Genomic DNA, 14,643 nt, shown 5'->3' on the forward strand with positions numbered 1-14,643 from the left:
TAAAGGAGATAGAGATATGACGGAATTTTGGGAATCAAGTTTTATAGAAAAACAAACGATGTGGGGATTTGAACCTACAGACTCCGCAATCGTAACAAAGGACTTTTTCCTTGAAAAGAATGTTAAGGACATACTGATACCAGGTATTGGTTATGGCAGAAATGCAAAGGTTTTTATTGACAATGGAATAAAGGTAACAGGTATAGAAATTTCAAAAACAGCGATTGATTTGGCGAAGGATAACGGGCTTGATATTAGTATTTTACATGGTTCAGTAACGGATATGCCCTTTGATAACAAGCTCTATGATGGTATATTCAGTCATGCGCTTATTCACTTATTGGATAATCGCGAGAGAGAAAAATTTATTCAAGATTGTTATGATCAGTTAAAGCCAAATGGATATTTGGTTTTTACAACGGTTTCACAAAAAGCCCCGATGTTTGGCAAGGGTAAACAATTGGCTAAAGACTATTTCGAGATAATGGAAGGCGTGAAAATGTATTTTTATGATGCTGACTCCATAAAACAGGATTTTGAAAAATATGGACTGGTAGAGATTTCAGAAATTGACGAGCCAAATAAGAACACAAAAAATGCACCTCCAATCCATTTTTTAATTATAAAGTGCAAGAAAACATCGTAATGATAATCTTGTATTTTCAATCAAACAGTGACAGTCTAGGACATTATTTATTGGTCCATGACTGTCACTGTTTTTAGTTTGGAACAGTAACAAGAACAGCAACAACTTGTAAAGTAACAAATAATGAAAACCATGATCATTCGAGATCTGCTTTAAATATACTTTATCAGCTGTAGTCTATACCAACCGGTTACACCTATCATACGATACATGGCAACTGTCTAAATTGCGGGAGAAATGAACAAAGGAGTTGGATACATGAAATCAATAACGAAACTTACGGGGCGAGTGATTTTCAAGGGAAACCCTGGTTATGAAACGGCTCGTAAGAATTGGGATCCTCATACCGACAGATTTCCAAAAGTTTTTGTTTTTGCCCAAAGAACACAGGATGTTGCAAACGCTATAAGATGGGCTCGCAAAAATAATGTTCCCATTCGCCCGAGAAGTGGACGACACGCCTTGGAGACCAACCTTTCTCAAGTTAACGGAGGCATTGTCATCGATGTTAGCGAAATGAAGAAAATCAAATTAAATAAAAAATGCAGAACTGTTGTGGTTGAGTCGGGCAATCGGGTAGGAAGAGTCGTAAACAAACTGGCACAGCAAGGATTTATCGCACCGTTTGGTGATAGTCCCTCGGTTGGTATCGGCGGAATTACACTAGGTGGAGGGATTGGTCCACTCCAAAGGACGACTGGCCTCATTAGCGACAATCTAATCGGACTAGAAATGGTTGACGCCAAGGGAAGAGTAATCCGGGCAAACAAAAAACGCAATTCCGATCTCCTATGGGCTTCCCGCGGTGGAGGAGGCGGTAACTTTGGCGTATACACAAAATACAAGTTCAAAGTACTGCGTGCTCCAGCCACAGCTACCGTCTTCAGCGTAACGTGGCCATGGGAGCAGTTCGAAAAAGTCGTAAAGAAATGGCAAGTCTGGGCTCCTCATGCCAGCACCAGATTGGGCAGCGAACTAAGTGTCGGTCCCAAAAAAGGTGGAAATGTTAGCATGCTCGGTCTATTTCTTGGATCTAAAACGGAAGCCCTGCGTCAATTAGAGCCTATTCTAAGCGTGGGGACGCCTACGAAAAAAACCATCCGATTGTTGCCATATATTGAAGCTACAAAGTTTTTGTTAGCTCCCGATCCAGTGCTGACACAAAAGTTCAGCAACCAGTTTTCCAGCGGCTTCGGTAGACGTCCTTTTCCAGATAAGGCCTATAAAGTTATGCGCGAGTTTCTAGAAAACGCTGAGGGAGGGACTCCGGCCGGCTTCTTCTTCCTTAACTGGGGTGGTGCCATAAGCCGTATCGCACCTAAAGCTACAGCATTCTACTGGCGTAAGGCTCAATTTTATGTCGAATGGAACAGCTCATGGGTTAAGCCATCTCATGCCGCTAAAAATATTGCCTTAGCACGGAACACAAGGCATAAGCTGCAGCCATATATCGTAGGCTCGTATATCAATGTCCCTGACCAAGGCATCAAATGTTCTGGTCCTGTTTATTATGGTAAAAACTTTCCTAGGCTGCGTAGAGTAAAAGCTAAGTATGATCCAAATAATGTGTTCAACAATCCTCAAAGTATTCCACCGGCTTGAATGAGAATGAATTGAAATAAGATACTTTCACACAGTTAAGTTGTGGGGGGGTACCATGTCACATGCCATGCTGCAAAGACACACAAGTCAACTAATCGCGTGAACCCAAGGGGAGCCTTGGGTTCATTTTTCATTTTACAACTGCTATCGATATGGCTAGAGGCATTCATTATCTTAAGAACACACAATATTCCCTCTCCAAGCTTCCCAAATCACAGAAACAGTATTTTGATTAAAATAGTACCTTGACAGTCACAGTAGTATATCGTATTATACAGTTGCGGGGTGATTAAATGAGTGAAAACAAAATTACATCCGACCTGCTGCGCGGACATACCGATACGATGATATTGCGACTATTATCCGAAGCTGATCGCTACGGATACGAAATTGTCAAATTGATTGCGGAGCGCTCAGGCGGTGAGTATGAACTAAAAGAAGCGACCATGTATTCCAGTGTCAGACGTCTTGAGACAGACGGTGATATCGAGTGGTATTGGGGCGATGAATCACAGGGCGGACGGCGCAAATATTTTAGAATTACCGAGAAGGGCAAGGAAACCTATGCCCGCAACAACAGCAACTGGGAGTATGCAAAACGCGTGCTTGAAAACTTATTATAGGAGGTTTGATGTGATGAATCAGAAATTGACGAATTATTTGAACGACGTTTTTACACCATACGATGGGGTGAAAAGCGTCACCGAATTAAAAGCAGACCTGCTCTCCGATTTACAGGAGAGGTACCGTGAACTTAAAACCGAGGGCAAAGACGATGAAACAGCGTTTAATATGACCATTGAGAGCATCGGCGACATCGAGGAAACGATACTGGAAGTCGCCAATCTCTCCCGCTCGCTGGAGAGGCAAGTACTGACAAACTTTAGCGCGAGCAATTTGCCAAAGAGTGACTTTGCAGGTGTTATTGCGCATAAAGGAAATTTCACCTCGAGTGCATTACACGGATCTGACTTTGCAGGTGCAGATTTGACCGGAAGCACATTTAAGAGCAGCGACATACGTGAAGCCAATTTTAACGGTGCAAATCTGACCGACTGTACCCTATCTGTCAATGATCTTTCCAATGCGAGCTTCAATAAATCGATCCTTGTACGTACCAACTTCAGCATTTCGGGGATGGAAGGAGCAAAATTTACAGGTGTAAAACTGACCGACGTTACGCTAAACAAGATCGACCTTAAAAAAACAATTTTTGAAGGTTGTATCTTTGACGGCGTGGACTTCAAATATTGTGACCTGAGTGGGCTATGTCTTGACGGGCAAACCTTTATCGGCGTTAAGTTTGATAAGTCTGCTATAAATGAAGTTTCATTTAAGGGCGCTACACTCAAGAATGTTTCTTTTCAAGCATTTTTTTCCTTGACTAATAAGTATTACCGCTCCATTAAAACCATCTGCTTTGACGATGCAGTCATGGATAAACTTACCTATGCTGCGCTTAAAGGCATGGGAGCCGAATTGTCTAAGGTTACAGTTCGATAAGGAGGGGAAAAAACATGAAAAAGAAATCAATTCAAGTTATAGGTCTGCAAAAGTCTTACAAAGAGCTTGCCGTCCTTCAGGGAGTAGATTTCGAAGTGGAACAGGGCAGTATATTTGCACTGCTCGGTTCAAACGGTGCAGGTAAAACGACGGTTGTCAAAATCCTCACCACGCTGCTCAAACAAGACAGTGGTACCGCCGTCGTTGAGGGATTCGATGTGGCGACCAAACCTGATCATGTGAGGCAGGCGATTAGTTTAACCGGACAATTTGCCGCCGTAGACGAACTAATGACCGGTCGAGAAAACCTAATCATGATTGCCAAACTACGATACCTGAGTAATCCGCGGCAAGTTGCGGACGACTTACTTAAACGCTTTGGCCTGACAGAAGCCGCCAACCGAAGGGTATCTACTTATTCGGGTGGGATGCGCCGCAGGCTCGACATCGCATTGAGCTTTGTAGGGAAACCGCAGGTTATTTTCCTCGACGAGCCGACCACTGGCCTTGATCCCGAGGCACGCATCGAGGTTTGGAAGATCGTGAAGGAGCTTGCAGACAGCGGCACTACGGTATTTCTAACTACGCAGTATTTGGAAGAGGCAGAACAGCTCGCTGACCGAATAGCTATTCTGCACAAGGGTAAAATCATCGCCAGCGGCACGCTTTTGGAGCTAAAAAAGATGTTTCCATCAACGAAAGTGGAGTATATTGAGAAGCAGCCGACATTGGAAGAGATATTCCTCTCCATTATTGGCAAGAAGGAGGGAGCATAAATGGAGACGGTAAAAAAACATTTTTTTAACGATTTGGGTGTTATGCTCGGACGTTCGATGCGCCATATTTCCCGCAGTATGGACACCATCGTCACGGTTTGCATCACTCCGATTGCGATGATGCTGCTGTTTGTCTATGTGTTTGGCGGTGCAATTCAAACTGGTACGGATAACTACGTTAATTATCTATTGCCCGGAATACTGCTCATTGCGATTGCTAGCGGGATATCCTACACGGCTTTTCGTCTGTTTACCGATGTGCAGCGAGGTATTTTCGAGCGGTTTCATTCCATGCCGATTTCGCGTTCTACCTTACTATGGGGGCATGTGCTGACCTCATTGGTATCCAATGCTATCTCGGTTGTCGTTATCATTCTCGTAGCGTTGATTATGGGTTTTCGTTCTTCGGCCGGGATACTAGACTGGCTAGCAGTAGCTGGCATTCTCATGCTGTTTACGCTGGCATTAACCTGGGTCGCTGCCATTGCAGGATTGTTGGCAAAATCGGTGGATGGGGCAAGCGCTTTTTCCTACCCGATCATCTTCCTTCCGTTTATTAGCTCGGCATTTGTGCCTACCGAATCGATGCCTTCGGTCGTTCGTGCCTTTGCCGAAAACCAGCCGGTAACTTCCATCGTTGAAGCCATTCGAGCGTTGCTGTCAAACCAGCCGGTGGGCAATGATCTGTGGATTGCGCTTGCATGGTGCGTTGGGATCTTGTTTGTAGCTTACTTCTTTGCGATGAGGGTTTATAAAAAACGGTTTTAAATGAAGAAGTGCGACCCAGTACTGTATCGGTACTGGGTTTAATTTACGATTTGACTCGAAGAAAGGCAAGATCAAGGAGTGCCCTTATCCTGCCTCATGGGTATTATTCGTTACTAGTGCACTAGACTTTCCAAATCCGGCTGCAATTTATTCCGTAAGACATACAGCATGATGGCTCCAACAAGGAACGCGACGGCATCCGCTATAACAAGCGACCAGACCACCCCATGAAAGCCATTCAAGCGATTAGCTATAAACAACACAGGAATCAGAGTAATTCCTTGAATAATTGACATAATAAACGCGGCGGTTCCTTGCGCTGTTGCTTGGAAAATTCCCGTAAACAACGAGGTCATTCCTGTAATAAACAAGGATAAGAACGTCACATGCAGAATGTAGCTGCCCATTTCAATTAATTGCGGGTCATTCGTAAATATACCAATTAAATGGTCGGAAATCAGATAGACGATAACACCGAACACGACTGCTAACGCAACAACCACTTTAATTGTGAATGTAATGGTATGCTTCATGCGTAATTTATTCGCTGTAAAAGAGAAAGCAATCATTGGCACGACTCCCTCACATAATCCCATCAAAATAAACTCTGGAAATTGCAGCAAACGCGATGAAATACCGAACCCCGCTATAGCTTGCTCCCCATATTCGACAAGAAAATGGTTAAAGATGAGCGACATTGCCCCCATGAAGATACTCATAACAAAAACGGGAACTCCGATTTTGAATACATTGCTTAGAATGTCCTTGGTAGCCTTAAACCATTTTATCGAAATGGTCAAAAATTGGCTTTTATATCTAATATGAAAGGCGTAGTATATACTCGCAACCAAATTAGAAATGACTGTAGCAGACGCAACGCCGATTACGTCCCAATGGAAAACGAAGATGACTAGCGCATCTAGAATAATATTTACGACAACACTGATAATCATACCGATCATCGACGTGGTAGCTGATCCTTCCGAGCGCACAATATTCTCCAGCGTGAAAAATAATACGACGATAGGTGAACCAATAAGCATAATCGTGACATAGTCTTTTGTAAATCCAAAGGAGTCAGGCGTTGCCCCGAGGCCATGAACGATTTGATCAATCAACGGGAGGCTAACGGCCATCACAATAAAACCGAGAACTAAACTGCTGTAAAAGGCGAATGAAGACACATGCTTAACATCATCATATTTTTTCTCTCCCAGCAATCGAGAGATGAATGCACCGCTACCGATGCCAATCAAGTTACCTAGTGCCATAATGGCCGCGAATAACGGCAAGGTGAGTGCGAGTGCAGTCAACATAGCTGTATTGTGGAGTGTACCAAGGAAATAGGCATTCAAGATGGAGTATATGACACTCATTGACATGCCTAGCATCATCGGTACAGCGAAGTGAGCTACAGCTTTTGAGACGGGTGCTTTTTCAAAATAATGGAGGTTTTCTGTATCCATGTGTATCACTACTTTCTTTATTTATTTTGATCTTCAATCTAACAGTGTTAGTTTGTGTCTTACAGTGTTAGATGATATCATGAACCTATAAACCTGTAAAGCAAAAACTTACACTGTTAGATAAAAAGGACGGATACCAATGAAAAAAAAGCAGCCTCAGATTTCGGAGGATAAAATTTTGGAAACCTCGTGGGAGCTTCTTGGAGAGGAAGGCATTGAGAAATTCAGCATGAGACGCTTGGCCGATCGTCTGGGCATTCAGGCTCCCTCTCTGTACTGGTATTTCAAGAGCAAGCAGAATCTCTATCAGCGCCTGGCCAACTATGTATCGAAGATCATTTTGGAGGAGTTTCACTCTGAGGGGGATTGGAGGGAGCAGCTAGTAGAATTTGCGGTAACCGTACGGAGTGTGCTCAGACGATATCCCTGCTCCACGCAGCTCATGATGCTGACGCTGCCCCACGAACCAGACATGATCCGGTTCACCAACCGAATGCTGCTCTGCATGGAATCGACGCCACTTGAGCAAGAGCAAAAATTACAAGCCGTGCTTACGCTGGTAAACTATGTCTTCTACTTCGTTTTGGACAATTATCAGCATGAGCGCGTTGTATCCACTATGCTAGAGGAGCAGGGAGGGCTACGCGATGGAGAGATAACCAGTCTTCTGGACTCCATGAGCGAGACAGATGCGGGAATGTTTCGAGGGATGTACAAAAATGGGCTATTCAATCTGATAGGGACCGATGGAGCGTTTGAATTCGGCATGCAGCTGATTCTGAAGGGGATTGAGCAGGTGATAAAGGAACAGGATAGGTAGTATGTAAAACACGCTAGGTTTTATTAGGTACGATTACATTTTGAGGAAAGGTAATATAAAGGTGATCTACAAAGGGATATTCTTGGCTTTCGTAATCATCCAAAATATTTATTTACTCATAACACAACCAGATAAATATAAACTGTGGATATCAGTATTTAATATATCAGTAGGTACCCTAATGACATTAATGGCTGTTTTTTATTATTTTGATGCTTATAAACCTAAAGTTGGTCCAGTAGGAAATGGTCCTAAACCTGATTTAATTTTGACTAATTTTCTTGGCATGATAGTTACGGGAGGATGCTTTATAATTATCGGTTTAATCGGTGTTCATATTAAAAGAAAGTTGAAGCACAAGAAATAATAGGAGAAGCTATTCCTGGTTTGATTTACGGCCCGCCTTGATAAACGGAGAGTCCTCCACTTAGAATTAAATGGAGACCTCTCCGTTTATTTCTGATATATAAATAGGAGACTACTAATCAAATTAAGGAGCGTACACCTTATGCAAAATAAACATGCTACTACCGCACTATTGCTAATGGATATGCAGAACGGGTTTGTTTCCCGTTTCTCAGATAACGAGGAGGCACTTGTTCCTTTTCAGAAAGCATTACATGCAGCACGTCAAAATAACATACAGGTTATTTTTGTGAGGGTCGCCTTCCGTGAAAGTTATCCAGAGATCAGTCCTCGCAACAAGTCTTTCTCGCGAATTGCTGAATTTGGCGGCATGACTATAGATGACACAGCTACACAAATTCATGACTCTTTACAGCCTCAGCCAGGTGAGCCGATTGTTACAAAGCGTCGCGTTAGTGCATTCGCTGGCAGCGACCTTGAAGTTATCATCCGTGCCCGCCAAATTGACACGTTGATACTCAGTGGTATTGTTACAAGCGGGGTCATTCTTTCCACTCTGCGAGAGGCAGCAGATAAAGATTTTGCCATTAGTGTGCTTTCAGATGCTTGTCTGGATGCTGATCCGGAGGTTCACCGTGTACTTATGGAGAAGGTGTTCCCACGACAAGCCGATGTTTTGAGCGTCAATGCGTGGATTAATACTTTAGAATAGACAGAAGGCCATCACTATTTCCACGACCAAAGATTTATTTACCTAATGGGCTTCATGATGAGGAGCGCAGCTATATTCTATTGCACGAACAGACTCATATTAAACGATATGATCATATTATTAAGCCAGTAGCCTTCTTGATATTATCCGTGCACTGGTTTAATCCTCTTGTATGGATAGCATTCATGTTAATGAGTAGGGATATGGAATTCTCCTGTGATGAACATGTACTGAAAAAGATGAATTCTGATATGGATATAAAAAAATCTTATGCGTCATCATTATTATCGCTTGCTACTGATAGACATATTTTGAATGGAAGTCCGCTTGCATTTGGTGAGGGGAATGTAAAAGGGAGGATTAAAAACGTGTTGAATTACAGAAAACCGAGGTTTTGGTTACTTTTTTTCTCAATTGTCATTATGATAGCAGTTGGGATTGGATTGCTATCAAATCCTGTAATAAAGGGGAAAGATGCATTAGGACAAATTGCTGACTCAAATAATATACCATTAAGTGAAGAAGCTTCTTTGGAACTACCAGAGACATCAGCAGCGGAAATATTAAGTGACCTATCCAATCTGCAATTTTCAATTAAAAGAGATCAAATTAGTGATGACGATCGAGAAACCGTTGTCACATTTGGAAAAGCTTTTGTGAATTTGTATACCGGTGCTATTGCAGAACAAAAAGCAGTCACATTTAAAAATTACATATCTAACGAGAATCTTCTAAAATACACAAATAAAATGCTAGAGCTAGAACAAAGAAAAGAATTAAAAGGAGAGTTTAGTGTTATTTTCGGTCTGGAAAATGAATTTACGGAAGCAGAATTCAAGCAACTAGATGAAAATCTCTACTATGTAAATTTACCTTTTTCGAACCAAGGATCTGGTATGAGCTTTAAGATGCTAGTTCAAACAGAAAATAAAATATTAAAAATCGTTGATTTGTACTTTGGAAACAAAGATGGTGTAGATACGATTGTAACTGGACATCCCGCTGTTAGAAAACTTCATGATTCAAAACGATGGGAAGACCAAGAATGGGTTGATGGTGTTTTTGAAAAACTTGAAAAAATAGAAATCTGAACGGATCTCTTGAGCATGCATAAATAGAAGACAAGCTATTAAAAACCACGTATATCGTGGTTTTTTTGTTTTTTTCGGTACATATACTTAGCAATGTGCTATGTCATGAAATAGTACCGAATACCGAAAAAGGCAATTATAATTGACAATCATTTTACCAAGTGTTAGCATAAGCATATTAGTTGTACTGACTAGTCAGTTTATTGCGAAAAGGAGAGACATTACGCATTGAGCAAAACGAAAATCATGTCAGCAGCAATAGATGTTTTCTCTGAGAATGGATACCACCGAGCAAGTATGGACGATATCGCGCTTAGAGCAAAAGTCGCCAAAGGGACGCTGTATTATCATTTTCCAGGAAAAGCACAGCTGTTTAAGACGATCGTAATGGATGGACTGCAGGTCATTACCGATCGAATACGGAATGAGCTGCAAACTGATCTTTCGTTGGAAGAGCAAATCAGGCGAATCATCCGGCACAATCTCGACTTGTTTCTGGATTCCAGCGGATTCGCGCATATCGTTTTCAACGAATTGTCGAACGGAATCGATCAGGAAGTACTAGAGGAATTGAATGAACTGAAGCTCGGCTATATTCGTTTTATAGCAGAGGTGCTCGAAGGAAGCCGGAAAGAGGGGGTAATGATTAATGTCAATTGCAGCTTGGCTGCTGCGGGGATTGTCGGATTGCTCAACGGTTCCTGCGATTACTTTCTAACCTATGGCAGTAGTATGAACCGCGACGATCTTGAACATTTTCTTTATCAGATTATTACGACCGGGTTGTTTTTGACCCCCGGCGGCAAGCCAGATGGTATGTTGAACTGATTTCATCCTAATCGGAAAGCGGCGATGCGAAGTATGAATTGGAAAACAGATAGCGAACTGATACCTTTGTCTTGGTTTAAAGAAATGCGAAACTCTTCCCCTGTCGTGTTCAATTCGGAGAAAAATACTTGGGACGTGTACAAGTACGAAGATGTAAAGAAGATATTTGCCGATCATGAGCATTATTCTTCAAAAGGGACGGAAAGCGCCATGGAGCCGATCAACTCAAGCATTCTTAGGCAAGATCCACCTAAACACCGACAGCTGCGTATGCTCGTTTCGCAAGCTTTCACGCCTCGGGCAATCGAAGCGCTCGCACCGAAAATTGAATCGATTGCGCAGCAATTGTGCGATCAAGCAGAAGAGAAGGGGGAGATGGATGCGCTTCTCGATTATGCGAGTCCTCTGCCGATCATCGTCATCGTCGAAATGCTGGGCATTCCGTCCGTGGATCGCGACCGGTTCAAGGAATGGTCGGATTCGCTAGTTGGGAATGACGGCGAACGTTATTTTCAATGTCAGAAGGAAATGAGCGACTATTTCTCTGACATCATGAATCGAAGACGGCTTGACCCGCAGGATGATCTCATCAGCAATCTCGTTCATGCAAAGGTCGAAGGCAATCAATTAAGTGACTTGGAGATCATCGGATTCTGCATTCTGCTGCTGGTGGCGGGGAATGAAACGACGACCAATCTTATAACGTCAGCCTTACTGTGCCTAGATAGCGACAGAGAGGCAAGGAAAAGTCTCATCGAGGAACCTTCCATGATTCCGCAAGCCATCGAAGAGGTGCTGCGCTATTGCTCTCCCGTTCAAACGATGATTCGAATCGTTAAAAAGACGACTGTTCTGCACGGCCAAACGCTTTCGCCCGGACAAATGGTCAACCTCTGGATCGGGTCGGCCAATCATGATGGAGACCAATTTGATACTCCAGAACAATTCGATATCCATCGCAACCCGAATCCGCATCTGGCATTGGGACACGGCATACACTTCTGCTTGGGCTCTCAGCTTGCCCGCTTGGAGAGCAAGATCGCCATTCAAACACTTCTTAGCAGGTTTCCTGACTACGCAAGAGATCGTTCGCACACGCTGGAGCGGTTGGACAGCTGGATGATGTTCGGGGTCAATCATTTGCCACTGGTTCTGACGAAATAACCTTACTTTAACAGGCGCTTTATTGCATATTCAACACCGATAGGAAGTCGTATAGCTTATATTATCATTGGTTCTACGATAAGACGAGGCTGCCGGTATTAAACGGCAGCCTCACTGGATGATATTGATGGGCAGATTTTGAAAAGTCTAAGCTACTGTAATTTCATATTGTGTTATACACCATTTATGGACATCCGTTTTAGAAGAGCGGATATGTCCATTTTTTATTGTAAAGATAATAAGAGACAGAGATCGTAAGTCTTTGTTTTTTCATGTATTTCGTCCGGTGAAAGTGAACAGTAACATATAATTGATTCCGAGTTTCTTGGTTATAACCAACGAGGCACTCCAAGAAATTTCAAGGTTCTTCACACAATCTATAGCCCGGCATTCCGCTCTTTTCTTAAATTACTCGTACGCTGTACACGCTTGTTTCCTGTTAACAGAGTAAGCCCGAAGCTTAGTATGAGGACGATTCCGGCAACCACATATGGAAAGTTTACATTTACATCGAACAGTATTCCGGCTGCTATCGGTCCGATAATATTGCCCAGGCTGGTAAAGGCAGAGTTAAGTCCTGCCACATACCCTTGCTGTTCTTGCGCGACCATGGACATTTGCGTGCTGATAGCGGGGCGTAAAATATCAATGGACAAAAATATAACAAAAGTAACTGCAAAAATCAGCCAATATTGATGAACGAACAACGTCAGCAGGACGAACACCCCTGAAGCGAGCAGACAAAGTGTAATGACTCGCTTTTCGCCGAAACGGTTGATGAGCCAGCCGAAAATGGATAACTGAATGACTGCGCCTCCAATGGAGGCAAAGGTGAATATGAAGGCAATATCCTTCGGTGTGAAGCCGAGCTTATGGTCGACAAAGAGGCCGAATACTGCTTCATAATTGGCAAGCCCAAAGGACATGACGAAAACGAGGATCAAGCTTATAAAATAGGGTTCGCGGTATGCGAAACGCAGCTGTTGGAGCAGACTCTTTTGGGGTTCCCGATTAAACATTGCCTCTTCGCTAATCTCATCTTTTTTTACAGTAGATGGCATTGATTCCCGCAGAACAACTGTTGTAAGAACTGCAGCGACCAGGCCGGCAATCCCTGCAGCATAGAACGGTACGCGAATGCCGAACTCCGCAAGATAGCCTCCAATACCAGGACCAATAATGTAGCCAGTCAAAAAGGAAGCATTGATAAATCCCATCCCTTTGGCACGTTCTTCCTCGGTAGTAACATCTGCCGCATAGGCCATAACTGCGGGCATGATGAACGCTCCGCTAATGCCGCCCATCATCCGGGAGACAAAGAGCAGCAGAGCAGAATCAGCCAAACCGAATATAACTTCGGCGCAAGCGAAGACCATCATTCCGGCAACAATGATGCGCTTGCGTCCGAAGGAATCGGATAACCGTCCCGCCAGTGGTGAGAAAACCAGCTGTGTAAATGCGAAGGAGGCGGTAAGCAAGCCGGCAGTGCTACCGTTAATATCAAGCATTGTGATGTATTTAGGTATAACGGGAATGACCAGTCCGATACCAGCAAAGACCAAAAATAAATTAAACATCAGAAGCAGCATGGCTCCCCGATTTTTGAGCAATAAAGCCATCTAAATTCTCCTCTAACTCGCTTACTAAGTATTTACTTCAAATACATTTCTTTCTCAGATGCCAGCCTAACCTATTGCAAAGACCACCCATAATAAACCTATCCATTTTCACTCCTAACTTTATAAATATAAATGTATATAAAGTATATAAACAAATGTATTACACAATTATTTCAGTGTCAACAAATACTTTGTAAAATAATTTGTTTACTATGTGGAGAAAATTCATTAGCAAATCAATTTTATGTTTGGACAAGCGGAAAATTATGAAGTAATATTCAATAATTATCTTCCGTTTTATTTGCAGAAGTATTTAGTAGATATAATAAAAGAAAATATCTTTGAAACTCTTAACAAAATTGTAATGGAAACGATTAATCTTATAGGAGGGATCATGTTGCAGCAGCTCTTTAACGATATGATTAAGCTTGACGTTAAGCCTTTCCTTTCCAAGCGTGGCTTCGTGAAGAAGAGCTTGAATTTCAATAAGACGACAGAAAACCTTATCTACATGTTCAATTTTCAAAAGTCTTCTGGCAATTCAGCGGACAATGTAATGTTTTATGTAAACTGCGGTATTTATGCACCGGATTTGGCACTGATACAATCGAGGGAAATTCTGACTGCTCCACAAGAAGCGGAGTGTCACTTCAGAGCAAGAATTGGAGAAATTGTTACGTCTGTACCAGATCGTTTTTCAATCACTCCTGATACGAATATGGATGATTTAAGAAAAATGCTTTTAAGTGGAGTAGAAGAGGTTATTCATTTCTATGATACGATGACCAGTGCCAGATCCCTTGTTGATTATTACACTTCAGGTCCTTTTTTACATCTGGGTGAAGAGAGCTTTCATTTACTGTTACAATCCAATGATATAGCAGCGGCTAAACATTATTTGAAGGCATTGCAGGAAAAGTACGGAACAGAAAAGCGATGGACTATATTCGAAAATAAATATAAGGCCATCTTCAATAAATACGATGTGGAATTTGATAAACACCTCTGATCTGATACGAACAGATGAATAGTGCAAATAGAAGTTTTGCCGCCTATAAGGCGGTTTTTTTTATTTTTAAGGGATAAATAATCGATTGGCGCCTTCACCTTCGTTGTAAAGCACAGTAGAGAATTACTTTATTTGGCAGATCTCAGTAGAAATCTTTTACTTAGAACTATCGAAGGCCCACTTACTTAATATCTTATAAGAAATTCTTGAAATGACAGAAATTTATCAGATAGGGGGGTGCTATTATACAAATATAAATAAAGAAGAGGTGAT

At 42.3% G+C, this 14,643-nt stretch carries 15 protein-coding genes; 13 read left to right on the forward strand and 2 right to left on the reverse strand.

The genetic code is table 11. The features are described 5' to 3' along the window. The first annotated feature begins 16 nt into the window (after positions 1-16). The 6 genes from BK120_RS03455 (at position 17) to BK120_RS03480 (ending at position 5,295) form a co-directional block, all read left to right on the forward strand. Positions 17-646 (forward strand): class I SAM-dependent methyltransferase, encoded by a 630-nt coding sequence (locus BK120_RS03455; protein ID WP_076266036.1) that lies wholly within the window; start codon positions 17-19, stop codon positions 644-646. 258 nt (positions 647-904) lie between these two features. Beyond that, the gene (locus BK120_RS03460) at positions 905-2,248 is read left to right on the forward strand and encodes an FAD-binding oxidoreductase (RefSeq protein WP_076266037.1); all 1,344 of its coding nucleotides are present in this window, start codon (positions 905-907) and stop codon (positions 2,246-2,248) included. 293 nt (positions 2,249-2,541) lie between these two features. After that, positions 2,542-2,871, forward strand: a complete 330-nt coding sequence (locus BK120_RS03465; protein ID WP_076266038.1) for a PadR family transcriptional regulator — start codon at positions 2,542-2,544, stop codon at positions 2,869-2,871. A 13-nt stretch (positions 2,872-2,884) separates the two neighbouring features. Next, positions 2,885-3,751 carry a pentapeptide repeat-containing protein gene (locus BK120_RS03470; RefSeq protein WP_076266039.1) on the forward strand — a complete coding sequence of 289 codons (867 nt, stop codon included), beginning with the start codon at positions 2,885-2,887 and terminating at the stop codon, positions 3,749-3,751. A 14-nt stretch (positions 3,752-3,765) separates the two neighbouring features. Continuing rightward, a complete protein-coding gene (locus BK120_RS03475; protein ID WP_076266040.1) occupies positions 3,766-4,527 on the forward strand; it encodes an ABC transporter ATP-binding protein in 762 nt (253 codons plus the stop codon). Next, positions 4,528-5,295, forward strand: coding sequence for an ABC transporter permease (locus BK120_RS03480; protein ID WP_076266041.1), 768 nt, complete (start codon positions 4,528-4,530; stop codon positions 5,293-5,295). It abuts the gene before it with no gap. Positions 5,296-5,408: 113 nt separating this feature from the next. Here the strand turns inward: BK120_RS03480 and BK120_RS03485 are convergent, their stop codons facing one another. Continuing rightward, entirely contained in the window at positions 5,409-6,761 is a 1,353-nt protein-coding gene (locus BK120_RS03485) for an MATE family efflux transporter (RefSeq protein WP_076266042.1), read from the reverse strand. A gap of 139 nt (positions 6,762-6,900) precedes the next feature. On the opposite strand from BK120_RS03485, the gene BK120_RS03490 reads away from it, so the two are divergent. The 6 genes from BK120_RS03490 (at position 6,901) to BK120_RS03515 (ending at position 11,742) form a co-directional block, all read left to right on the forward strand. Then, complete coding sequence (locus tag BK120_RS03490; protein WP_076266043.1) at positions 6,901-7,581, forward strand: TetR/AcrR family transcriptional regulator; 681 nt, start codon at positions 6,901-6,903, stop codon at positions 7,579-7,581. A 181-nt stretch (positions 7,582-7,762) separates the two neighbouring features. Then, positions 7,763-7,948 carry a hypothetical protein gene (locus BK120_RS34790; RefSeq protein WP_144376669.1) on the forward strand — a complete coding sequence of 62 codons (186 nt, stop codon included), beginning with the start codon at positions 7,763-7,765 and terminating at the stop codon, positions 7,946-7,948. A gap of 141 nt (positions 7,949-8,089) precedes the next feature. Beyond that, positions 8,090-8,659 (forward strand): cysteine hydrolase family protein, encoded by a 570-nt coding sequence (locus BK120_RS03500; RefSeq protein WP_076266045.1) that lies wholly within the window; start codon positions 8,090-8,092, stop codon positions 8,657-8,659. A 32-nt stretch (positions 8,660-8,691) separates the two neighbouring features. Further along, positions 8,692-9,750 carry a M56 family metallopeptidase gene (locus BK120_RS03505; RefSeq protein ID WP_076266046.1) on the forward strand — a complete coding sequence of 353 codons (1,059 nt, stop codon included), beginning with the start codon at positions 8,692-8,694 and terminating at the stop codon, positions 9,748-9,750. A gap of 228 nt (positions 9,751-9,978) precedes the next feature. Continuing rightward, positions 9,979-10,578: a TetR/AcrR family transcriptional regulator gene (locus tag BK120_RS03510; protein WP_076266047.1), complete on the forward strand. Its 600-nt coding sequence runs from the start codon at positions 9,979-9,981 to the stop codon at positions 10,576-10,578. 33 nt (positions 10,579-10,611) lie between these two features. After that, the gene (locus BK120_RS03515; protein WP_256710769.1) at positions 10,612-11,742 is read left to right on the forward strand and encodes a cytochrome P450; all 1,131 of its coding nucleotides are present in this window, start codon (positions 10,612-10,614) and stop codon (positions 11,740-11,742) included. A 377-nt stretch (positions 11,743-12,119) separates the two neighbouring features. Here BK120_RS03515 and BK120_RS03520 read toward each other — a convergent pair whose 3' ends face one another. Continuing rightward, the gene (locus BK120_RS03520; protein ID WP_076266049.1) at positions 12,120-13,361 is read right to left on the reverse strand and encodes an MFS transporter; all 1,242 of its coding nucleotides are present in this window, start codon (positions 13,359-13,361) and stop codon (positions 12,120-12,122) included. 244 nt (positions 13,362-13,605) lie between these two features. On the opposite strand from BK120_RS03520, the gene BK120_RS03525 reads away from it, so the two are divergent. Further along, a complete protein-coding gene (locus BK120_RS03525; RefSeq protein ID WP_256710770.1) occupies positions 13,606-14,370 on the forward strand; it encodes a DUF4304 domain-containing protein in 765 nt (254 codons plus the stop codon). The last annotated feature ends 273 nt before the right edge of the window (positions 14,371-14,643 follow it).

This window comes from Paenibacillus sp. FSL A5-0031 (assembly GCF_001956295.1).
GTDB lineage: Bacteria > Bacillota > Bacilli > Paenibacillales > Paenibacillaceae > Pristimantibacillus.

Bases quoted from the DNA above. Each gene is read 5' to 3' on its own strand.
- BK120_RS03515 (WP_256710769.1), top strand. From the start codon at position 10,612: ATGAATTGGAAAACAGATAGCGAACTGATACCTTTGTCTTGGTTTAAA.
- BK120_RS34790 (WP_144376669.1), top strand. From the start codon at position 7,763: ATGACATTAATGGCTGTTTTTTATTATTTTGATGCTTATAAACCTAAA.
- BK120_RS03475 (WP_076266040.1), top strand. From the start codon at position 3,766: ATGAAAAAGAAATCAATTCAAGTTATAGGTCTGCAAAAGTCTTACAAA.
- BK120_RS03455 (WP_076266036.1), top strand. From the start codon at position 17: ATGACGGAATTTTGGGAATCAAGTTTTATAGAAAAACAAACGATGTGG.
- BK120_RS03525 (WP_256710770.1), top strand. From the start codon at position 13,606: ATGTTTGGACAAGCGGAAAATTATGAAGTAATATTCAATAATTATCTT.
- BK120_RS03485 (WP_076266042.1), bottom strand. From the start codon at position 6,761: ATGGATACAGAAAACCTCCATTATTTTGAAAAAGCACCCGTCTCAAAA.
- BK120_RS03470 (WP_076266039.1), top strand. From the start codon at position 2,885: ATGAATCAGAAATTGACGAATTATTTGAACGACGTTTTTACACCATAC.
- BK120_RS03520 (WP_076266049.1), bottom strand. From the start codon at position 13,361: ATGGCTTTATTGCTCAAAAATCGGGGAGCCATGCTGCTTCTGATGTTT.
- BK120_RS03490 (WP_076266043.1), top strand. From the start codon at position 6,901: ATGAAAAAAAAGCAGCCTCAGATTTCGGAGGATAAAATTTTGGAAACC.
- BK120_RS03500 (WP_076266045.1), top strand. From the start codon at position 8,090: ATGCAAAATAAACATGCTACTACCGCACTATTGCTAATGGATATGCAG.
- BK120_RS03480 (WP_076266041.1), top strand. From the start codon at position 4,528: ATGGAGACGGTAAAAAAACATTTTTTTAACGATTTGGGTGTTATGCTC.
- BK120_RS03465 (WP_076266038.1), top strand. From the start codon at position 2,542: ATGAGTGAAAACAAAATTACATCCGACCTGCTGCGCGGACATACCGAT.
- BK120_RS03460 (WP_076266037.1), top strand. From the start codon at position 905: ATGAAATCAATAACGAAACTTACGGGGCGAGTGATTTTCAAGGGAAAC.